Origin of the sequence: Thioalbus denitrificans (genome assembly GCF_003337735.1) — a bacterium.
Lineage (GTDB): Bacteria > Pseudomonadota > Gammaproteobacteria > DSM-26407 > DSM-26407 > Thioalbus > Thioalbus denitrificans.
Map to the genome: position 1 here is coordinate 46,579 of NZ_QPJY01000010.1, position 19,749 is coordinate 66,327.

Consider the following 19,749-nt stretch of genomic DNA (forward strand, 5'->3'; position numbering starts at 1 on the left):
TAACGGTTGGGTGCCCTGTGGCCGGGCGAAAACGGTCGGTGCCGCCGCCGGGGCGGCGCCTCGAATCGGTCAATCACGGATCAGCCTTCAGAACCGGGCCGCCAACTCCAGCCACCAGCTGCGGCCGTCCAGGCGCTCGTACCAGAAGCCGTAGCCGGTCCCGTCGAAGACGTTGTCGACGGCGAGCGAGGCGACCCACTCGGGCCCGGCGCCGACCCGGAAGCTCCGCGACAGCTTCACGTCGGCCAGGAAGTGGCTGTCGGCCCGGGAGTACCCGGCGTTGCTGTCCTCGAAATAGCGCTCGCCCACGTAGCGGCCGATGACCTGGGCGGTGAGCAGTTCCGGGTTGTCGTAGGCGAGCCCGATGTTGAACTTGTGCCTGGGCGTGTTCGCGGTCCGGTTGCCCTCCAGGGCGGGATCGGAGGGGTTCTCGGTGATCTCCGAGTCGGTGTAGGTGTAGTTGAAGAAGGGCTGCCAGTACCGGCCGAGGCGGGTGTTCAACTCCAGCTCGAAACCGAGCACCCGCGTCTCCCCGAGGTTCTGGAACTGGGACTTGGTCCCCGTGCCGGTCTCCACTTCACCCCGGGCGATCTTGTCCTTGAAGGTGGTGTGGTAGAGCGCGGCGCTGCCGTCGAGGAAGCCGGCCAGCGACTCGAACTTGAGTCCCGTCTCGTAGGAGACGGCGGTCTCGGGCTCGAGGTCCGGGTTGTCGGCCCACATGCCGCCGCTGCGGTACTTGAGGCTGTTGGGGGCGGGGATGTAGGCGGTACCCGCGGAGGCATACAGGGCGAGCCCGTCGCGGAGCCGATAGCTGAGGCCCGCACGGGGCGTGAAGACCGCATCGTCCGCGTCGGGCTTGGCGGTTCCGTAGGCCTCGTAGTCGTAGTGCTCGTAGATGTCATAGCGGCCGCCGAGGGTCAGGGTGAGGCGGTCGAAGCGGTGCTCATCCTGAGCGAAGAGGCCATAGGTCCTGCTCCTGTGGCTCATCTCGCCCCACAGCTCGCCGTCGGGCCCGTACTCGCTGCTCGACCAGCGGCCATCCCACCAGACGCCGCCCAGGGTCAGGGTGTTGCCCTCTAGCGGGTGGAAATCGAGCTGGAGCTCGGCGCTGAAGGATTCCTCGTCCTCCCGGTCGTGGTAGAACTCCTCCAGCGTGCCCAGGTACTCGTAGTAGTCGTAGGTTCGCCTGGGCGCGGAGACATCGGAGTAGGCCAGCTTCGCCTTGAGCAGCTGCCCGCCGGCGAAGTGGTGGTTCAGCGCGGCGTCGAGCAGGGTGCCCTCCTGCTCGATCCGGTAGTTGGGGTGGCCTCCCAGCACCGCGCCCTCGTTCTCGAAATGGTGCACCCCCAGGGCGAGATCCGTGGCCTCGCCGGGCCACCAGGTCAGCCGGGCACTGACCTTCCGCTCGCGGGAGTCCCGGCCGTCCAGATCCCGGTAGTCGTAGTCGAACCAGTCGCGCCAGGGGGGCGGCGTCCCGGTGAGCTGAACGAAGCCGTCCGACTCATGCGCGCTGGCGGCCAGGAACAGGTCGAAATCCCCGGCCGTTCCGCCGGCCGACAGGGACAGCCCCCGGGCGGCGTGGGAGCCCGCCCCCGCACTGATGCGGGCGAAGGGTTCCCCGGCGCCCCGCTTGGTGATGACGTTGATCACCCCGCCCATGGCGCTCGGGCCGTAGAGCACCGAACCGGGGCCGCGGACCACCTCGATGCGATCGATGCTCTCCGGGCTCACCGCGTACCACAGGTAGCGACGGGTGATGGCCAGCGGCTCCACGGGCATGCCGTTGAGCAGCGACTGGGTGGTCGTCCCCGCGAAGCTCTGCCCCAGGCCGCGCAGGACGGGAATGCCAGCGGCCGCCGAGCCGGACATGTAGGTGAGATCCACCCCCGGCAGGCTGCGCAGCAGATCCTCGGGCTTGGCCGCGTGTTGCCGCGCTATCTCCTCGGCGGTGACCACCGACACGCTGGCGGGCACATCGATGACCTCGCGTTCCGTGCGGGTGGCCGTCACGGTGATCAGCCGCTGGGCGCCGGGAGCCGCCCCGGGGGCAGCCGCCGCGCTCTCCAGCCCCGGCCCCACCGCATAGCTCCCGGCGGCGGTGGCGCGGAATCCCAGGCCGGTGCCCGCCAGCAGGCGCCGCAGGGCCTGCTCCGGGGTGTAGCGTCCCTCCAGCCCCGGCGTCTCCAGCCCCGCCACCGCCTCGGCCGGGAACAGGATCTGGATCCCCGCCTGGGCGGCCAGTGACTGCAGGGCGCTGCCGAGCGGCTGCGGGCCGATGCGCAAGGCCTCGCCATCGGCGGCCAGGGCCACGACCGGCTGCAGCATCCACAGGCAGAGCGCCAACAGCACACCCGCTGCCGTCCTCATTCTTTTTCTCATGGTTTCCCTCGCGTCAATCACAGGCCGAACTGTCCGGTCTCAAACACGTACGACGAATAGGGCTATCAACCCCTGACCTGATCGCGGGAAATTTTTTTCGGGCTCGGGGTTATGCCCCGGCGACTGAGTTATTTGGCGCAGCGACGCACGGCCGGCGCCGGCCGGCGGCGGTTTCATCGCGCATTTTTTCTGGCACCGGCCTTGCATCAGTCATGGGCCGGTGCGGACACCGCGACGCCGGGAAGCGCGGGTTGTCCGTGGCAAAGGAGCTGACCAGACGCCGCCGTGAACCAGGACCGCAACCACACCCAGCGACTGCTGGCGCTCTATCGCGAGGCGCAGCGGGAGCTGCACGCCTTCCTCGCCGCCCGGTTGCACAACCGGGAGCAGGCGGCGGATGTGGCCCAGGAGGCCTTCGCCCAGGTGCTGGCGGCGGGTGCGGAGGGAAGCGTGGCCGATCTGCGCGGCTACCTGTTCCGCACCGCGGCAAACCTCAGCGTGGACGAGCTGCGGCGCCGGGAGGTGCGCAACCGCCATGCCGCCACCGCCGCCACGCTCGAGAACCCGGGCGGCCCGGACCCGGCCCGCACCCTCGCCGGCCGGGAACAGCTGGCGCTGCTCCGGCAGGCCATCGACGAACTGCCCCCACGTTGCCGCGAGGTGTTCCTGCTGCACCGCTTCAGGGAGCTGAGCTACCCGGAAATCGCCGCCCAGCTGGGGATCTCCCGCAACATGGTCGAGAAGCACATCGTGCGGGCACTCGCCCACTGCCGGGCCCGGCTGGAGGGCGGTGGCAGCGGGTGAATCCCATGGGCCATCCGGGCTAGACTCCTCTCCATGCCCTGCACACCCGCCCCCCATACCCGAAGCGACCCTGGCGCCGCGGCAATCCGCTGGTTCGCCCGCCTGCGTGCCCCGGATCTGCGCCCGGCGGAGCGGGAAGCGTTCAGAAGCTGGCTCGCGGCGGCGCCCGAGCACGGGGAGGCATACCGCTCCGTGGAAGCGATGTGGCGGGACCTGGGCGCGCTGGAAGCGCAGCACCCGGCCCCCGCGGCCCGGCCCGGCGTGCCTGACCGGGTCCGGCGCAGACGCTGGATGGCCGCCCTCGCGGCGGGGCTCGCCGCGGCGGGGCTCGCCGGCGGCTGGCTGCTGCCCGGCCTGATGGGTGATCCCGCCCGGCTGCACACGGCCCGGGGGGCGCAGGAGGTGGTGCGGCTGGCCGACGCCACGGTGGTTCACCTCAACACCGCCACCGAGCTGCGCCTCGACTACACCCCGGCCCGGCGGCGCCTGGTCCTGGAACAGGGCGAGATCTTCCTCGAGGTGGGACGGGATCCGCGCCCCCTGGTGGTGGAGGCCGCCGGCGGCCGGATCCGGGACATCGGCACCCGCTTCGGCGTGCGCATCGGCGCCGGCGGCACTACGGTCACCGTCACCGAGGGCGCCGTCGCGGTCCGCCTGGCCGGCGCGGAGGCGAGCGCCGGCGCCGGGGAACGGCTCGACTACTCCGCCGACGGGGGGCTGGGAACGCCCCGCCCGGCCGCCCTGGAGCGGGCCACGGCCTGGCTGCGGGGGCTGCTCCTGTTCGAGGCCACCCCCCTGGCGGAGGTGGTGGAGGAGCTGAACCGCTATCGCGCCGCCCCGGTGCGGCTGGGGGATCCCGCCCTCGCCGGGCTGCGGGTCAGCGGAAGATTCTCCATCGGGGATTCGGACGGGCTGCTGCGGACCCTGGAGGCAGTCCTGCCGCTGACGGTCGTCCAGCGTGCCGACGGCTCCGTGGCGCTGCTGGCGCGGGCCGCCCCCGGCAGCGGCGACGGGACGTGAAACCGGGCGCCCGGCGGGAGTAACATACGCTTTTTTGCACCGGGGAGTTTCCCATGAAGACCTGCTGGGCCCAGTACCTGCTCTGGGGCGTCATCGCCGCCCTGGGGCTCCTGAGCATCCTCGCCACCGCCGGCTGCGGTCAGAAGGGCGATCTCTACCTGCCCGACCGGGAGCCGCCCGCCCAGTCGCAGCCCGCCGACCGCTGAGCGATGGACCACTTCCACTACCAGGACGGCGAGCTGTTCGCCGAGGAGGTGCCGCTGGCGGCCATCGCCGCCGAGCACGGCACTCCCCTCTACGTCTACTCCCGCGCCACCCTGGAGCGTCACTGGCACGCCTTCGACCGGGCGCTGGAGGGCCATCCGCACCGCATCTGCTACGCGGTGAAGGCCAACGGCAACCTGGGCGTCCTCAGCGTGCTGGCCCGGCTTGGCTCCGGCTTCGACATCGTCTCGGTGGGCGAGCTGGAGCGGGTGCTGGCCGCGGGCGGCGACCCGGCGAAGGTGGTCTTCTCCGGCGTGGGCAAGCGCGAGGAGGAGATGCGCCGGGCCCTGGAGGTGGGCATCCACTGCTTCAACGTGGAGTCGGAGGCGGAGCTGGAGCGGCTCGACCGGGTGGCCGGCGAGATCGGCACCCGGGCCCGGATCTCCCTGCGGGTGAATCCGGACGTGGACGCCCGCACCCACCCCTACATCTCCACCGGGCTGAAGGAGAACAAGTTCGGCATCAGCATGGAGCGGGCCCCGGAGGCCTATGCCCGCGCCGCCGACCTGGCCCACCTCGAGGTGGTGGGCGTGGACTGCCATATCGGCTCCCAGCTTACCGACGTGACCCCGTTCGTGGACGCCCTGGAGCGGGTCATCGGCCTGGTGGACCGGCTCAAGTCCGACGGCATCCGCCTGCGCCACCTGGACATGGGCGGCGGGCTCGGCGTGCGCTACCGGGACGAGACGCCGCCCGAGCCCATCGTGCACGCCGCGGCCCTGCGCAACCTGCTGGAGGACCGCGCGCACCGGGACCTCGAGATCATCCTCGAGCCAGGCCGCGCCATCGTCGCCAACGCCGGGGTGCTGCTGACCCGGGTGGAGTATCTCAAGCACACCGACCACAAGAACTTCGCCATCGTGGACGCGGCCATGAACGACCTGCTGCGGCCCTCGCTCTACGGCGCCTGGCAGGCGATCCTGCCCCTCAGGCCCCGCACCGACCTGCCGCTCACCCTCTACGACGTGGTGGGCCCGGTGTGCGAGACGGGCGACTTCCTGGGCAAGGAGCGGGAACTGGCGCTCGCGGAGGGCGATCTGCTGGCGGTGCGCTCGGCCGGCGCCTACGGCTTCACCATGAGCTCCAACTACAACGCCCGCCCCCGCGCCGCGGAGGTGCTGGTGGACGGCACCGCGACCCACCTGGTGCGGCGGCGCGAGCGCGTCGCGGAGCTCTTCGCCGGCGAATCGCTGCCGCCGGCGTGAGCGCATCCCTCATTGCCAGGCGGGGGTGCGCTCCAGGCGGATGACCACCCCGTTGTGGTTGAAGATGACGCGGGTGAGCCAGTCGCCCGAGTAGCTGCCGTCGGGGATGTAGTACCAGGTGCGGCGCTCCACGCCCCAGGGACTGCCGCTGACGCTGACCCAGTCCGGCGGCCCCACCCGCATCAGGATCTCCGCCTCGTTCATGCCCTCGCGGAGCAGGCGGTACTCGCCGAAGGGGATGGCCTCCGCCGGCGCCAGCGCCGGCAGGCCCAGCAGGATGGCGGCCAGCGCCGCCCGCAGACAACCGTTCACGTTCACCCCCCGGGACAATGCCCGATGGCCGGTCCGGCGGAACCGCCCGGCGCCCCGGCAGCGGGCGCACCCGATCAGACGGCGGTTCCCTATCCGGTTTGATGCCGCCGCCGCGGTGAAGTTTAATGTGCCGCACCCGGAGACACCCGCAGGCGTACCGCGCAGCGGCCTGCGGCGCTCGCGGCGGGACTCCACCAGGGCCGGGCTTTGCATTGACCGGCACTGCCGGTAATCTTGGCCGATGACAGTGAAATTCACCAAGATGCATGGCCTCGGCAACGACTTCGTCGTCATCGACGCCGTCACCCAGCGCGTCCGGATGAGCCCGGAACTGGCGCGGCAGCTGGCCGACCGCCACTTCGGCGTCGGCTGCGACCAGGTGCTGGTGGTGGAACCGCCCCACAGCCCGGAAACCGATTTCTGTTACCGTATCTTCAACGCCGACGGCAGCGAGGTGGAGCAGTGCGGCAACGGCGCGCGCTGTTTCGCCCGCTTCGTGCGCGACCACGGCCTGACCATGAAGCGGCGCATCAGCGTGGAGACCAAGGGCGGGGCAATCACCCTGCGGGTGGAGCCCGACGGCCAGGTGACGGTGAACATGGGCCGGCCGCGGTTCGAGCCCACCGCCCTGCCCTTCCAGGCCGACCGCGCCCGTAAGCGCTATACGCTCGAACTGGAGGACGGCCCGGTCAGCTTCGCTGCGGTGTCCATGGGCAACCCCCACGCGGTCATCCGCGTCGACAGCGTGGACAGCGCCCCGGTGGCGCGGCTCGGGCCCGCCCTGCAGGCCCACCCGGCATTCCCGAAGAGCGTCAACGTGGGATTCATGGAGGTGGTGCGCCGGGATCACATCCGCCTGCGGGTCTTCGAGCGGGGCGCGGGCGAGACCCTCGCCTGCGGCACCGGCGCCTGCGCCGCGGTGGCGGCCGGCCGCCAGCTGGGCTGGCTGGCGGAACGGGTGCGGGTGGATCTTCCGGGCGGGCGGCTGAGCATCCGCTGGCAGGGCGGGCGCAAGCACCCCGTCTGGATGACCGGACCCGCAACCCGGGTCTTCGAGGGACAACTGGAACTATGAGCAAGAACAAACCGGCAGCCAGCGACCAGGCCGGCTGCGACGAAAAGGGGGTTGCGGCCTACCTGCGCGCCCACCCCGACTTCTTCACCTACCACAGCGATCTCCTGGCCGAGATCAACGTCCCCCACGTGACCGGCAGCGCGGTCTCCCTGGTGGAGCGCCAGGTGACCATCCTGCGCGACCAGAACCGCCAGCTGCGCCGGCGCATCATGGAGATGGTGGAGGCGGCGCGGGAGAACGACCGCCTGCTGGAGCGGCTGCAGCGCTTCACCCTCGGACTGATGGAACTGGAGCGACTGGAGGACCTGCCCGCCCGGGTCCTGCGCGATCTGCGCGAGGAGTTCGACGCCGACCGGGCGGTCCTGCGCCTGTTCCTGGAACCGGACGCCGGCGGGGAATCCCCGGAGTTCACCCGGCGGGAGACGGCCGAGCCGTCGCTGGGCAACGTCCTGCGCGCCGGCAAGCCGGTCTGCGGGCGGCCCAAGCCCTCCCAGCTCCTCTACCTGTTCGGCGAACAGGCCGATCTCATCTGCTCCGCCGCCCTCATCCCCCTGGGCGAGCACGGTGAGACCGGGATCCTGGCGGTGGGCAGCTACGACGAACAGCGCTTCCATCCCGAGATGGGCAAGCTGTTCCTCGGCCACATCGGCGCGGCGGTGGCGGCGGCGGCCGAACGGCTGGCCGAACGGAGCGGCTGATGCCCTCCCCCCTGGACGCGGACATCGAACGCTTCCTCGGGCACCTGCGCGACGAGCGCAACCTCTCCCCCCACACCCGCGCCGGCTACGGCCGGGACCTGCGCGCCGCCGCCGCCTTCTTCGCCGCGCGCGGCGCCGGCGCCTGGGACCGGCTCAGCGTCCACGATGTCCGCGCCCTGGTGGCCGAGCGCCACCGCGCCGGGCTCTCCGGGCGCAGCCTGCAGCGGCTGCTGGCCGCCCTGCGCGCCCTCTACAACTGGCTGGCCCGCGAGGGACGCGCGCCGCAGAACCCCGCCCTCGGCGTACGCGCCCCCAAGGTCCGGCGCAAGCTGCCCGAGACCCTCGACGTGGACCAGGCCGCCCGCCTGCTCGACTTCGACGGCAAGGATCCCCTCGTGGTGCGGGACCGGGCGCTGCTGGAGCTGCTCTACTCCTCCGGTCTGCGCCTGGCCGAGGTGACGGGACTCGATCTCCAGGATCTGGACCTGCGCGACGGCACCGTCAGGGTGATCGGCAAGGGGCGCAAGACCCGCGTGGTGCCGGTGGGGCGCCTGGCCCGGGAGGCCCTCGGCGCCTGGCTCCAGCTCCGTGCCGGGCTCGCCGCGGCGGAGGAGACCGCCGTGTTCACCGGCCGCGGCGGCCGCCGCCTCGGCCCGCGGGCGGTGCAGCAGCGGGTGCGCCGCCGGGCCCTGCAGCAGGGGCTGGAGGTCCCCCTGCACCCGCACATGCTGCGCCACTCCTTCGCCAGCCACCTCCTGGAGTCCAGCGGCGATCTCCGCGCCGTGCAGGAGCTGCTCGGCCACGCCGACATCGGCACCACCCAGATCTACACCCACCTCGACTTCCAGCACCTCGCCCGGGTCTACGACCAGGCCCACCCCCGCGCCCGGCGCAAGAAAAGCCGCGATTGAAAACCCGAACTATCCACAGATTACACAGATGACGCAGATTACCGCACCGAGCCGGCATGGGGTCTTCGCGACAACCCCGTCGCCATGCAGGATGAAGGGCTGACGCAGCTGCACTCCGTCCGCGAACCGCACAGTCCATGGACGTCATCCGTGTAATCTGCGCAATCTACGGATAAACAGAAGATCCCTCACAGCAGCGGGGCGAGGGCGGGCCAGACGTTCTCCAGCAGGCGGGGCTGGGCCTCGGCGGTGGGGTGGATGCCGTCCTCCTGCATCAGCCCGTCGTCGCCGCCGACGCCGTCGAGGAAGCGGGGCACCAGGGGCACGCCGCGGGTCCGGGCCACCTCCCGGAACACGGCGGCGAAGGCGTCGATGTAGAGCGGGCCGTAGTTGGGCGGCAGGCGCACGCCCACCAGCAGGACCCGGGCTTCCCGCTCCAGGGCCAGGTCCACCATCGCCTCCAGGTTGGCGCGCATCTCCTCCAGGGAGATGCCGCGCAGCCCGTCGTTGCCGCCCAGCTCGATCACCACCAGGGCCGGCCGCCAGCGCTCCAGCAGCTCCGGCAGCCGGGCCCGGCCGCCGCGGGTGGTGTCGCCGCTGATGCTGGCGTTCACCACCCGCCACGGGCGGCCGTCGCCGTTGAGCCGCTGCTCCAGCCGCGCCACCCAGCCCCGGGCGGGATCGATGCCATAGCCGGCGCTGAGGCTGTCACCCAGCACCAGCAGCACCGGCGCGGCGGGGGCGGCCACGGCCGGCAGCCCCCAGACGCCCAGGATGAGCAGCAGGATGGCCGGGCCGTGGCGCAGTCGGGGCATGGGCGGGATACTCGGGCTGTCGGGGGTCGGGATGACCGCCAGGATTAAGACGGACTTAAGCTAGTCCCGTTAGGGTGCTCGCCAATGTCGATGATTGTGAGGCTACACTATGGAACACGGACAGTGTAAGACGCTGTCCGTTCCCCTGCCGGCCACGGAACCGGTCCGGGGGGAGCGTGCGGGAGAGGAGTCGATGCGGCTGCTGCTGGTGGAGGACGATTCGCTGCTGGGCGACGGCATTCGCGCCGGCCTCGAACAGGGCGGGAACACGGTGGACTGGGTCCGTGACGGCGTGGCCGCCGACCTGGCCCTGCGCGACGGCGCCTATGACGCCGCCATCCTGGACCTGAACCTGCCGCGACGCGACGGACTGCGGGTGCTGCGCGACCTGCGCGAGCGCGGCGACGAGGTTCCCGTGCTGATCCTCACCGCCCGCGACACCGTCTCCGACCGCGTGACCGGGCTCGACACGGGCGCCGACGACTACCTGGTCAAGCCCTTCGATCTGGACGAGCTATCCGCCCGCCTGCGGGCCCTGGTGCGCCGGCGCGCCGGCCGCGCCACCCCCCTGCTGACCCACGGCAGCCTGGTGCTGGATCCCGCCGCGCGGACCGTCACCGCGGCGGGCCAGGCGGTGGATCTGGCCCCGAAGGAGTTCGCCATCCTGCTCACCCTGCTGGAGAACGCCGGGCGGGTCGTCTCCCGCGGCCGGCTCGAGGAGAGCCTCTACGGCTGGGACGAGGGGGTGGAGAGCAACGCCATCGAGGTCCACATCCACCACCTGCGGCGCAAGCTCGGCCGGGATCTCATCCGCACCGTCCGCGGGGTGGGCTACCTCGTGGATCGTCGCGACGGCTGATCCGGCATGCCCTTCATTCCCTCCATCCGCCGCCGGCTGCTGCTGGTGCTGATGCCGGTGCTGCTGCTCGGCTGGACCGGGATGGCGGCCTGGACCTGGTACGACACCGCCCACGAGATCGAGGAGGTCTACGACGCCACCCTGGCGCAGACGGCGCGGCTGCTCCTGGCCCAGGTCCGCTACCTCCTGCACGAGAAGTCCGAGCAGGAAGCCGACCGCCACGACATGGAGATCTCGGCGGAGGGACCCGGGCACAAGTACGAATCGAAGATCGCCTTCAGCGTCCGCACCACCGCCGGCGCCCGGCTGCTCCATACCCCCGGCGCACCGGACTTCGCCACCGCGGCAGCGGACGGCTACCGGGACGAGGTGCTCGACGACGCGCCCTGGCGGGTCTTCAGCCTGCAGGATCGCGAACGCGGCATCCTGGTGCAGACGGGGCAGAAGTACGAGGTGCGCCACGAGCTCGTACTCTACATCACCCTCAACACCCTGGGTCCCATGCTGCTGGCCCTGCCGCTGCTGGCCCTGCTCACCTGGTTCAGCGTCGGCCGCAGCCTGCGGCCGCTGAACCAGCTGGCGGCGGCCGTGGCACGGCGCCGGCCCGACGCCCTGGAGCCGGTGGCCGAGAGCCGGGTGCCCAGCGAGGCGCGCCCCCTGGTCGCCGCCATCAACCAGCTGATCAAACGGATGGCCCAGGCCTTCGACCGCGAACGGCGCTTCACCGCCGATGCCGCCCACGAGCTGCGCACTCCGCTGGCCGCCCTCAAGACCCAGGCCCAGGTGGCGCTGCGGGCCGGGGACGACACGGTGCGGGCCAACGCCCTGCGCCAGATCAACCACGGCGTGGACCGTTCGACCCGGCTGCTGGAGCAGCTCCTGACCCTGGCGCGGATGGATGCGCACCACGCGACGACCGGGGCGGAGTCGGTGGATCTCGGCAGGCTGGTCGCGGAGTGCGTGGCCGAGGCGGCGCCGGAGGCGCTCGCCCGCGACGTGGAGGTGGGGCTCGACGCGCCCGCCGGGGACTACGTGATCCATGGCAGCGCGGGCGCCCTCGGCGTGCTGCTGCGCAACCTGCTGGACAACGCCCTCCGCTACACGCCGGCGGGGGGCGAGGTCAGCGTCGGCCTCCAGGAGCAGGCCCGGGGCGTCACGCTCTGCGTCACCGACACCGGGCCGGGTATTCCCCCGGAGGAGCGCGAGGCGGTGTTCGAACGCTTCCGCCGCGGCGCCGATGCCGCGGCGCCGGGCAGCGGCCTGGGGCTGTCCATCGTCAAGCGCATCGCCGAGCTGCACGGCAGCCGGGTCCGCCTGGAGGCGGGCCCCGGCGGCGCGGGGCTGCGGGTCTGCGTGACCCTGCCCCGCGACCGCTGAGCGCCTCAGGCGGCCTGCTGCCCCTTGAGGTGCACATCCCGCTGCGGATAGGGGATGGAGATGCCGGCGGCATCGAAGCGGCGCTTCACCGTCTCGTTGAGATCGAAGTAGACGCTCCAGTAGTCGGCCGTCGCCACCCAGGGGCGCACGGCGAAGTTGACGCTGCTGTCCGCCAGCGCCAGCACCCCGATGGTGGGCGCGGGATCCTTCAGCACCCGTTCATCGGCGGCGAGAATCTCCTGCAGGAGCGACTTCACCTGCTGCAGGTCGTCCCCGTAGCCCACGCCGAACACCAGGTCGATGCGGCGGGTCTCCTTGGCCGAGTAGTTGGTGATGCTGTCGCCCATGATCTTGTTGTTGGGGACGTAGACGGTCTTGTTGTCGCCCGTGCGCAGCTTGGTGGTGACGATCTGGATCTCCTCCACCACGCCGGCCACCCCCCCGGCCTCGATGAAGTCACCCACCCTGAAGGGGCGGAACATGATCATCAGCGCGCCGGCGGCGAAGTTGGCCAGCGAGCCCTGGAAAGCGAGGCCGACGGCCAGGCCGGCGGCGCCGATGACCGCGATGAAGGAGGTGGTCTGCATGCCCAGCTGGCCGAGGGCGGAAATGACCACGAACACCAGCAGCGCCACGTAGGCCACGTTGACGATGAAGCTGGTGAGGGTCGCGTCCACTTTCGCCCGGACCAGGCCCCTGCGCAGCAGGTTCGCGAGCATCCTGGCCACCCAGCGGCCGAGGATCAGTACCACCAGTGCGCCGAGCACCTTCAGCCCGTAGAGCGCCAGGAGCTCCTGGCCGCTGGCGAGAATGTTCTGGAAGTCCATGTTGTCTCTCTCCGTCCGGAAACCGCGTGGGAACCAATCAACCCGGCACTTGCCCAACAGGCAGGAGCCCCGCCCCGGAAATCATGTTCAGCGGCGCTTCCCCGGGGCTCTGCATGTACCTTCCGGGTCAAGGCACTACACTAGTGTACTGCGCCGCTCTTGGAGGTACTTTCAGAGCCCCCCGAAAGTGCCAGGACAAGGCGCAGTGCGCAGGCAATGGTTGTTCCCTTGCCAAGCGCTGCAACGCCGTCATGGCGCTTTCGGGGGGCTCCCTGCGGGCGCGCCGCTGGCCGGCGACTCGCTGAATGTGCCTCCAAGAGTGGTGCAGTACACTAACCCGAATGACCGGCGACCGCGGCCATCACTTTGTAAACTTTTGCGGCCCGCCGGCCCGGCGCCCGCAACCGCCCGCAGACAGGAAATCCACCACCATGACGTCGAACCGGGGTTCCACTCCCATGGTCCATGCCGAGGCGCTCGGCAAGCAGGTCACCACCACCGCCGGTGAACTGACCATCCTGGAGGACGTGCGCCTCAGCGTCGCGGCCGGCGAGTCGGTCGCGGTGGTGGGCGCCTCCGGTTCCGGCAAGTCCACCCTGCTGGGGCTGCTGGCGGGGCTGGACACCCCCAGCCACGGCCGGGTCCTCCTCGACGGGGTGGAGCTGGGCGCCCTGGACGAGGACGGCCGCGCGGCCGTGCGCGCCGGCCGCGTGGGCTTCGTGTTCCAGGCCTTCCAGCTGCTGCCGAGCCTCACCGCCCTGGAGAACGTGATGCTGCCCCTGGAGCTGGAGGGGCAGGCCAGCGCCCGCGGGCGGGCCCGCGAGCTGCTGGAGCTGGCCGGGCTCGGCAGCCGGCTCGACCACTATCCCAGCCAGCTCTCCGGCGGCGAGCAGCAGCGGGTGGCCATCGCGCGGGCCTTCGCCAACGAGCCCCGGGTGCTGTTCGCGGACGAACCCACCGGCAACCTGGACCGCGGCACCGGCGCCCGGGTGATGGAGCTGCTGTTCAACCTCAACCGCGATCACCACACCACCCTGGTGCTGGTAACCCACGACGAGGCCCTGGCCGGACGCTGCGACCGCCGCCTGCTGCTCGACGCCGGGCGCATCGTCGGCGAGCAAGCCGGCGCCCTGCGGGCGGGATAAGGGACAAAATCCCCCCCACCCGGCAGGCGACCATGCTCATGCAGACACCACGCCCCTCACTCACCCGCCAGGCCCTGCGCCTCTCCCTGCGGCTGCTCAAGCGCGAGTGGCGCTCGGGTGAGCTGCGGGTGCTGGCGCTGGCGCTGGTGGTGGCGGTGGCGGGCATCACCTCGGTGGGCTTCTTCACCGACCGCATCGCCCGGCTGCTGGAGGACCAGGCCGGGGAGCTGCTGGCCGCGGACCTGGTGGTGCGCGGCTCCCGGCCGCTGGAGTCCGGGCTCTCCGACCAGGCCACGGCCGCCGGGCTCGAGCAGACGCGGACGGTGAGCTTCGCCAGCGTGGTGAGCAGCAACGGCCGGCTGCAGCTCGCGGAGGTGAAGGCGGTGGCCCCGGGCTATCCCCTGCGCGGGCAGCTGCGCACCGCGCCGGCGCCCTATGCCGCGGATGCTCCCACCGACGCCATTCCCGCCCCCGGCGAGGCCTGGCTCGATCCGCGCCTGCTGGCCCAGCTCGGGGTGGGCGTGGGAGACCCCGTCACCGTGGGCGCGGCCGAGCTGCGGGTGGGAGCGGTGCTCGCCTTCGAACCCGACGCCGGCTCGGTGTTCTTCTTCAACTTCGCCCCGCGCATGCTCATGAACGCCGCGGACCTCCCCGCCACCCAGGTCATCCAGCCCGGCAGCCGGGTCTCCTACCGCCTGCTGGTGGCCGGTCCGCGGGACGCCCAGCAGCGCTTCCGCGACTGGCTCGAGCCGCGCCTGCAGGCGGGCCAGCGCCTGATCACGCCCCGCGACGCCCGCCCGCAGCTGCGCACCGCGCTCGATCGCGGCGGGCGCTTTCTCACCCTGTCGGCGCTGGTGAGCGTCATCCTGGCCGGGGTCGCCATCGCCACCGCGGCCCGCCGCTACACCCAGCGCCACTACGACACCGCCGCGGTGCTGCGCTGCCTCGGCGCCACCCAGCCCCTCATCAGCCGTGTCTTCACCCTGCAGCTGCTGTGGCTGGGACTGGCCGCCTCGCTGGCCGGCTGCCTGCTGGGCTACCTGGCCCAGGCCGGGCTGGCGCAGTTCCTCGGCGACCTGGTGGCCGGCCAGCTGCCGCCGCCGTCGTTCGCCCCGGTGCCCCTCGGGTTCGCCACCGGGCTGGTGATTCTGCTCGGCTTCGCCCTGCCGCCCCTGCTGCGCCTGCGCCGGGTCCCGCCGGTGCGGGTGCTGCGCCGCGATCTCGGCCCCGCCGGCACCGGCAACCGGCTGCTCTACCTGCTCGCCACCGCCGCCGTCGCGGCGCTGGTGGTCTGGCATACCCGCGACCCGCGCCTCTCGGGCATGGTGCTGGGCGGCGGCGCCGTCACCCTGGCCGCCCTCTACGGCCTGGCGCTGCTGCTGGTGCGCGCCACCGGCGGACTGCGCGGCCGGGTGGGCGTCGCCTGGCGCTTCGGCCTGGCCAACATCGCCCGCCGCTCCCGCGGCAGCGTGGCCCAGGTGCTGGCCTTCGGCGTCGGCATCATGGCCATGCTCCTGCTCACCCTGGTGCGCGCCGACCTGCTGGCCGGCTGGCGCGACACCATCCCGCCGGACGCCCCCAACCAGTTCCTCATCAACATCCAGCCCGACGAGGTGGCGCCCCTGCGCGCCTTCCTCGCCGGGCGCGGCCACGGCGATCCCGGGCTCCACCCGATGGTGCGCGGGCGGCTGGTGGGCATCAACGGCCGCGCCGTGACGCCGGGGGACTACGAGGAGACCCGCGCCCAGCGGCTGGTGGCGCGGGAGTTCAACCTTTCCTGGACGGGGCGGCTGGCCCCGGACAACCGCATCAGCGCCGGCAGCTGGGCCGACACCGAGCGCCGCGGCGGACTGTCGGTGGAGGAGGGGCTGGCCGAGACCCTCGGCATCGGGCTGGGGGACACCCTGCTCTTCCGGGTCGCCGAGCAGACCTTCAGCGCCCCGGTCACCAGCCTGCGCACGGTGGAATGGGACTCGTTCCGGGTGAACTTCTTCGTGCTGTTTCCGCCCGGGGTGCTGGACGGGATGCCGGCCACCTGGATCACCAGCTTCCACCTGGCGGAGAAGGATCGCGCGCTGCTCGGCGCGCTGGTGCAGCGCTTCCCCAGCGTCACCATCATCGACGTGGAGGCGGTGATGACCCAGGTCCGCTCCATCATCGAGCGGGTGAGCCTGGCGGTGGAGTATGTCTTCCTGTTCACCCTGCTGGCCGGGCTGGTGGTGCTCTACGCCGCCATCCAGTCCACCCAGGACGAGCGCCTCTACGAGGGGGCGGTGCTGCGCACGCTGGGCGCGCGCCGGCGCGTTCTGCTGCAGGGACTGGCGGCGGAGTTCCTCACCCTCGGCCTGCTGGCCGGTCTGCTGGCGGCGCTGGCCGCGAGCGCGGTGGGCTACGTGCTGGCGGCCCACGTGTTCCACCTCGCCTACCACTTCAATCCCTGGCTGTGGCTCGCCGGGGCGCTGGGCGGTACCCTGGGGGTGGGCATCGCCGGGGTGGCCGGCACCCGCGCCGTGCTGCGCCAGCCCCCCCTGCGGGTCCTGCGGGGACTGTGAGAGTTCGGGAGACCATCCAGCCGCTACCCATGGACACCGTTCGCGCCATCACCTTCGACCTCGACGACACCCTGTGGGACAACCGCCCGGTGCTGCTGGCTGCCGAGGCGGCGCTCCACGCCTGGCTGGAGGAGCACTACCCGCGCATCACCGCCCGCCACTCGGTGGAGTCGCTGCGGGCCGAACGGCTGGCCCTGGCCGAGCGGGAGCCGCGGCTGCGCCACCACATGACAGCCCTGCGCAAGGCCTCGCTGGCCGCGGCGGCAACCGCCGCCGGCTACCCGGCGGAACCGACGGCGGAGGCCGCCTTCGAGGTGTTCCTGGCGGCCCGCCAGCGGGTCACCCCCTACCCCGACGTGGTGCCGGCCATCCGCCGGCTGCAGGCGGCGGGCTTCGTGGTGGGCGCGCTCACCAACGGCAATGCCGACGTGCGGCGCATCGGCCTGGGAGACCTGTTCGCCTTCGCCCTCCAGGCCGAGGAGGTGGGTGCGCCGAAGCCCCATCCCCGGCTGTTCGAGGCCGCCTGCGAGCGGGCGGGCGTCGACCCCGGGGCCCTGCTGCACGTGGGCGACGAGCCGGAGACCGACATCGCCGGGGCCCGCGCCGCCGGCGTCCGCGCGGTGTGGATGAACCGCCTCGGCCACCCGCCCCCGGCGGAGCACCGCCCGGACGCGGAGGTCCGCGACATGGACGGGCTGCTGGAGCTGCTCGGCCTCCGCTGACCCGACCGGCTGCCGGGCTACATGTGCCCGTCGCGCCCGTAGCGCAGGTGCCAGCCGAACGCCTCCTCCAGCAGGTGGGGCGTGTGCCGGCCCGGGGCGCCGTCCAGCGCCCGCCGGTAGTAATCGCGCAGGGCCGGCCGGTAGTCGGGATGGGCGCAGTTCTCGATCACCAGCCGCGCCCGCTGCTTCGGCGACAGCCCCCGCAGATCGGCCAGCCCCTGCTCGGTGACGATCACCTGCACGTCGTGCTCGGTGTGGTCCACGTGGGAGACCATGGGCACGATGGCGGAGATGGCCCCGCCCTTCGCCGTGGAGGGCGTCATGAAGATGGAGAGGTAGGCGTTGCGGGCGAAGTCCCCGGAACCGCCGATGCCGTTCATGATGCGGGTGCCCATCACGTGGGTGGAGTTGACGTTGCCGTAGATGTCCGCCTCGATGAGCCCGTTCATGGCGATGACGCCCAGGCGCCGGATCACCTCGGGGTGGTTGCTGGTCTCCTGGGGCCGCAGGATGATGTGCCCGCGGTAGCGTTCCAGGTTGGCGTTGAGATCCGCCAGCGCCTCCGGACCGAGGGAGAAGGCGGTGGCCGAGGCGGTCTCCAGCCGGCCGCAACGGATCAGGTCCAGCATGCCGTCCTGCAGCACCTCGGTGTAGGCGGTCAGGTTTTCGAACGGACCCTCCCCGAGGCCGGCCAGCACGGCGTTGGCGATGTTGCCCACCCCCGACTGCAGCGGCAGCAGCTCCGGCGGCAGCCGCCCCCTCCCCACCTCGTGCTCGAGGAACTCGAGGATGTGGCCGGCGATGCGGCGCGAATCCCCGCCGGGCGGGGTGAAGGCGGAGTTGCGATCCGGGGCGTGGGTCTCCACCACCGCGATGACCTTCTCCGGCGGGCAGCGCAGGTAAGGCTCGCCGATGCGGTCGCCGGGCGCCAGGATGGGGATGGGCTGGCGCCGGGGCGGGCGCGAGGCGCCGTACCAGATGTCGTGCATCCCCTCGAGCCGCTCGCTCTGCCAGCCGTTCACCTCGAGGATCACCCGGTCGGCCTGCTCGAGCCAGGTCTTGTTGTTGCCCACCGAGGAGGAGGGGATCAGTCGGCCGTCCTCCAGCACCCCGGATACCTCCACCACCGCCACGTCCAGGTGGCCGAGAAAGCCGAACCAGACGAACTGGGCGACGTGGGAGAGGTGGATGTCGATGTACTCCATCTCCCCGGCGTTGATGCGCCGGCGGCAGGTGGGATCGGACTGGTAGGGCAGCCGCAGCTCCACCCCGTCCGCCTCGGCCAGGGCCCCGTCCAGCTCCGGCGCCGTGGAGGCGCCGGTCCAGACCCCGATGCGGTACTTCTCCCCCCGCTCGTGCAGGGCACGGATGCGGCGCGCCAGCGCCTGGGGCACCGCTTTCGGATAGCCGGCGCCGGTAAAGCCGCTCATGCCCACGTTGGCGCCGTTCGGTATCAGTGACGCCGCCTCGTCCGCGGACATGATGCGCCCTGGCAGCGCCGGACAGAGAATGCGTTCGCTCCCGGCCATGATGATTGGCGCCTCCGATATTGATTGTCATGACAATTTTATGGACGGTGAAAGCCCCGCCGCCCCTCGCGCGCCGCCCCGGCGCGCAGTTCATGGGCATTGTAGCCCGAACCCCCGCGGGAACCGAACCCCTCCGCCCGCCACCCCCGGGCGCCGACCTCAGGCCACCCGCCGGCGCGGCTCGCCGTGCAGGAAGGCGACGATGTTCTCCGTCACCTGGTCGATGACCCGCTGGCGCGCCTCGCGGCTGGCCCAGGCGGTATGGGGGGTGAGGACGAGATTGGGAATCCCCGGCTCCAGCAGCGGATTGCCTTCCCGCGGCGGTTCCACGCTCAGCACGTCGAAGCCGGCGCCGCCCAGGCGCCCGGCGCGCAGGGCCGTCGCCAGCGCCGCCTCGTCCACGATGCCGCCGCGGGCGGTGTTGATGAGCAGCGCGTCGGGCCGCATCAGGCCGATCTCCCGGGCGCCGATCAGGTTGCGGGTCGCGGGGGTGAGCGGGCAGTGCAGGGTCACGATGTCCGCCGCGCCGAGCAGCTCGTCCAGGGACAGCCGATCCTGCCGCTGGTCCTCCCCGCCGGGGCGCCGGGCCACCAGGACCTCCAGCCCGAAGGCCTCGGCCACCCGCGCCACGCCCCGCCCCAGCTCACCGTAGCCGACGATGCCGATTCGCTTGCCCGCCAGCTCCCGCACCGGGTAGTCGAGCAGGCAGAAGCCGGGCGCCGCCGCCCAGCGCCCCGCCCGCACCGCGCCGGTGTACTCGAACAGGCGGGTGGTGAGCGCCAGGATCAGGGCGAAGGTGTGCTGCACCACCGAGGGGGTGCCGTAGGCCACCACGTTGCACACCGGGATGCCCAGCCGCGCCGCCGCCGCCAGGTCCACGTTGTTGGTGCCGGTGGCGGCCACGCACACCAGCTTCAGCGCGGCACGGTGGCGCTCCAGCGTCCCGGCGTCCAGCACCACCTTGTTGGTGACCACCACCGCCGCCCCGGCGATGCGCCCGTCCACCTCCTCCGCGGTGGTCAGCCCGTGGCTGCGCCACTCCGGCAGGCTCACCTCGAGGGCGGCCAGGTCCAGGTCGCCGCAGTCCACCGTATCGCGGTCGAGAAACACGCCCCTCATCGTCATCGCCCCCTCTGTGTGACCGGGTTCACAGATCGTGCGGCCGGGCTTGGTGCCCTGGCAGCCGCCGACCTAACCTTAACTGATAAATACCTGAGCACATCCGCGTGATATTACCCGCCGGGAGGGAGTCCGG

General features: G+C 71.9%; 18 protein-coding genes. 12 read left to right on the top strand and 6 right to left on the bottom strand.

What is annotated here, in order from left to right; genetic code table 11:
• Positions 1-87: 87 nt before the first annotated feature.
• On the bottom strand, positions 88-2,367 hold the full coding sequence (locus DFQ59_RS16135) for a TonB-dependent receptor (protein ID WP_170142198.1): 2,280 nt from the start codon (positions 2,365-2,367) through the stop codon (positions 88-90).
• A gap of 297 nt (positions 2,368-2,664) precedes the next feature.
• Between DFQ59_RS16135 and DFQ59_RS16140 the strand changes: the two genes are divergently transcribed.
• From DFQ59_RS16140 to lysA, 4 genes are read left to right on the top strand one after another with little or no spacing between them, the layout of a single operon-like run.
• Positions 2,665-3,183 carry an RNA polymerase sigma factor gene (locus tag DFQ59_RS16140; protein ID WP_114280756.1) on the top strand — a complete coding sequence of 173 codons (519 nt, stop codon included), beginning with the start codon at positions 2,665-2,667 and terminating at the stop codon, positions 3,181-3,183.
• A gap of 33 nt (positions 3,184-3,216) precedes the next feature.
• Positions 3,217-4,203 (top strand): FecR family protein, encoded by a 987-nt coding sequence (locus DFQ59_RS16145; protein WP_114280757.1) that lies wholly within the window; start codon positions 3,217-3,219, stop codon positions 4,201-4,203.
• A 53-nt stretch (positions 4,204-4,256) separates the two neighbouring features.
• On the top strand, positions 4,257-4,409 hold the full coding sequence (gene lptM, locus DFQ59_RS16150; RefSeq protein ID WP_114280758.1) for an LPS translocon maturation chaperone LptM: 153 nt from the start codon (positions 4,257-4,259) through the stop codon (positions 4,407-4,409).
• Between the two features lie 3 nt (positions 4,410-4,412).
• A complete protein-coding gene (lysA, locus tag DFQ59_RS16155) occupies positions 4,413-5,672 on the top strand; it encodes a diaminopimelate decarboxylase (protein ID WP_114280759.1) in 1,260 nt (419 codons plus the stop codon).
• Between the two features lie 9 nt (positions 5,673-5,681).
• Here lysA and DFQ59_RS16160 read toward each other — a convergent pair whose 3' ends face one another.
• On the bottom strand, positions 5,682-5,984 hold the full coding sequence (locus tag DFQ59_RS16160; RefSeq protein WP_147275276.1) for a hypothetical protein: 303 nt from the start codon (positions 5,982-5,984) through the stop codon (positions 5,682-5,684).
• A 241-nt stretch (positions 5,985-6,225) separates the two neighbouring features.
• Between DFQ59_RS16160 and dapF the strand changes: the two genes are divergently transcribed.
• The 3 genes from dapF to xerC are packed head-to-tail and all read left to right on the top strand — an operon-like array spanning position 6,226 to position 8,668.
• Positions 6,226-7,059 carry a diaminopimelate epimerase gene (gene dapF, locus DFQ59_RS16165; protein ID WP_114280761.1) on the top strand — a complete coding sequence of 278 codons (834 nt, stop codon included), beginning with the start codon at positions 6,226-6,228 and terminating at the stop codon, positions 7,057-7,059.
• The gene (locus tag DFQ59_RS16170; RefSeq protein ID WP_114280762.1) at positions 7,056-7,757 is read left to right on the top strand and encodes a DUF484 family protein; all 702 of its coding nucleotides are present in this window, start codon (positions 7,056-7,058) and stop codon (positions 7,755-7,757) included. The genes dapF and DFQ59_RS16170 overlap by 4 nt, the downstream gene beginning before the upstream one ends.
• Positions 7,757-8,668, top strand: coding sequence for a tyrosine recombinase XerC (gene xerC, locus DFQ59_RS16175; protein WP_114280763.1), 912 nt, complete (start codon positions 7,757-7,759; stop codon positions 8,666-8,668). Before DFQ59_RS16170 ends, xerC begins: the two co-directional genes overlap by 1 nt.
• A 188-nt stretch (positions 8,669-8,856) precedes the next feature.
• On the opposite strand, the gene DFQ59_RS16180 is transcribed toward xerC, so the two are convergent.
• Entirely contained in the window at positions 8,857-9,483 is a 627-nt protein-coding gene (locus DFQ59_RS16180) for an arylesterase (protein WP_211314976.1), read from the bottom strand.
• A gap of 193 nt (positions 9,484-9,676) precedes the next feature.
• On the opposite strand from DFQ59_RS16180, the gene DFQ59_RS16185 reads away from it, so the two are divergent.
• Both DFQ59_RS16185 and DFQ59_RS16190 read left to right on the top strand, forming a co-directional pair.
• Positions 9,677-10,342 carry a response regulator gene (locus DFQ59_RS16185; protein ID WP_114280764.1) on the top strand — a complete coding sequence of 222 codons (666 nt, stop codon included), beginning with the start codon at positions 9,677-9,679 and terminating at the stop codon, positions 10,340-10,342.
• A 6-nt stretch (positions 10,343-10,348) separates the two neighbouring features.
• Entirely contained in the window at positions 10,349-11,719 is a 1,371-nt protein-coding gene (locus tag DFQ59_RS16190) for an ATP-binding protein (RefSeq protein ID WP_114280765.1), read from the top strand.
• Between the two features lie 5 nt (positions 11,720-11,724).
• On the opposite strand, the gene DFQ59_RS16195 is transcribed toward DFQ59_RS16190, so the two are convergent.
• Positions 11,725-12,546, bottom strand: a complete 822-nt coding sequence (locus tag DFQ59_RS16195; RefSeq protein WP_114280766.1) for a mechanosensitive ion channel family protein — start codon at positions 12,544-12,546, stop codon at positions 11,725-11,727.
• Positions 12,547-12,977: 431 nt separating this feature from the next.
• On the opposite strand from DFQ59_RS16195, the gene DFQ59_RS16200 reads away from it, so the two are divergent.
• Genes DFQ59_RS16200 through DFQ59_RS16210 form a run of 3 tightly spaced genes read left to right on the top strand, consistent with a single transcriptional unit; the run spans position 12,978 to position 16,965 of the window.
• Positions 12,978-13,691 carry an ABC transporter ATP-binding protein gene (locus DFQ59_RS16200; protein ID WP_114280767.1) on the top strand — a complete coding sequence of 238 codons (714 nt, stop codon included), beginning with the start codon at positions 12,978-12,980 and terminating at the stop codon, positions 13,689-13,691.
• Between the two features lie 38 nt (positions 13,692-13,729).
• Positions 13,730-16,243: an ABC transporter permease gene (locus DFQ59_RS16205; protein ID WP_114280809.1), complete on the top strand. Its 2,514-nt coding sequence runs from the start codon at positions 13,730-13,732 to the stop codon at positions 16,241-16,243.
• Between the two features lie 29 nt (positions 16,244-16,272).
• Positions 16,273-16,965 carry an HAD family hydrolase gene (locus DFQ59_RS16210; RefSeq protein ID WP_114280768.1) on the top strand — a complete coding sequence of 231 codons (693 nt, stop codon included), beginning with the start codon at positions 16,273-16,275 and terminating at the stop codon, positions 16,963-16,965.
• A 17-nt stretch (positions 16,966-16,982) separates the two neighbouring features.
• On the opposite strand, the gene scpC is transcribed toward DFQ59_RS16210, so the two are convergent.
• Together scpC and DFQ59_RS16220 are read right to left on the bottom strand one after the other, a co-directional pair.
• Positions 16,983-18,494: a succinyl-CoA:acetate CoA-transferase ScpC gene (gene scpC, locus DFQ59_RS16215; protein WP_114280769.1), complete on the bottom strand. Its 1,512-nt coding sequence runs from the start codon at positions 18,492-18,494 to the stop codon at positions 16,983-16,985.
• Between the two features lie 159 nt (positions 18,495-18,653).
• On the bottom strand, positions 18,654-19,619 hold the full coding sequence (locus DFQ59_RS16220; protein WP_114280770.1) for a 2-hydroxyacid dehydrogenase: 966 nt from the start codon (positions 19,617-19,619) through the stop codon (positions 18,654-18,656).
• Between the last annotated feature and the right edge of the window lie 130 nt (positions 19,620-19,749).

Bases quoted from the DNA above. Each gene is read 5' to 3' on its own strand.
- dapF (WP_114280761.1), top strand. From the start codon at position 6,226: ATGACAGTGAAATTCACCAAGATGCATGGCCTCGGCAACGACTTCGTC.
- lptM (WP_114280758.1), top strand. From the start codon at position 4,257: ATGAAGACCTGCTGGGCCCAGTACCTGCTCTGGGGCGTCATCGCCGCC.
- scpC (WP_114280769.1), bottom strand. From the start codon at position 18,494: ATGGCCGGGAGCGAACGCATTCTCTGTCCGGCGCTGCCAGGGCGCATC.
- lysA (WP_114280759.1), top strand. From the start codon at position 4,413: ATGGACCACTTCCACTACCAGGACGGCGAGCTGTTCGCCGAGGAGGTG.
- DFQ59_RS16190 (WP_114280765.1), top strand. From the start codon at position 10,349: ATGCCCTTCATTCCCTCCATCCGCCGCCGGCTGCTGCTGGTGCTGATG.
- DFQ59_RS16135 (WP_170142198.1), bottom strand. From the start codon at position 2,367: ATGAGGACGGCAGCGGGTGTGCTGTTGGCGCTCTGCCTGTGGATGCTG.
- DFQ59_RS16195 (WP_114280766.1), bottom strand. From the start codon at position 12,546: ATGGACTTCCAGAACATTCTCGCCAGCGGCCAGGAGCTCCTGGCGCTC.
- xerC (WP_114280763.1), top strand. From the start codon at position 7,757: ATGCCCTCCCCCCTGGACGCGGACATCGAACGCTTCCTCGGGCACCTG.
- DFQ59_RS16180 (WP_211314976.1), bottom strand. From the start codon at position 9,483: ATGCCCCGACTGCGCCACGGCCCGGCCATCCTGCTGCTCATCCTGGGC.
- DFQ59_RS16185 (WP_114280764.1), top strand. From the start codon at position 9,677: ATGCGGCTGCTGCTGGTGGAGGACGATTCGCTGCTGGGCGACGGCATT.
- DFQ59_RS16205 (WP_114280809.1), top strand. From the start codon at position 13,730: ATGCAGACACCACGCCCCTCACTCACCCGCCAGGCCCTGCGCCTCTCC.
- DFQ59_RS16220 (WP_114280770.1), bottom strand. From the start codon at position 19,619: ATGACGATGAGGGGCGTGTTTCTCGACCGCGATACGGTGGACTGCGGC.
- DFQ59_RS16145 (WP_114280757.1), top strand. From the start codon at position 3,217: ATGCCCTGCACACCCGCCCCCCATACCCGAAGCGACCCTGGCGCCGCG.
- DFQ59_RS16170 (WP_114280762.1), top strand. From the start codon at position 7,056: ATGAGCAAGAACAAACCGGCAGCCAGCGACCAGGCCGGCTGCGACGAA.
- DFQ59_RS16210 (WP_114280768.1), top strand. From the start codon at position 16,273: ATGGACACCGTTCGCGCCATCACCTTCGACCTCGACGACACCCTGTGG.
- DFQ59_RS16200 (WP_114280767.1), top strand. From the start codon at position 12,978: ATGACGTCGAACCGGGGTTCCACTCCCATGGTCCATGCCGAGGCGCTC.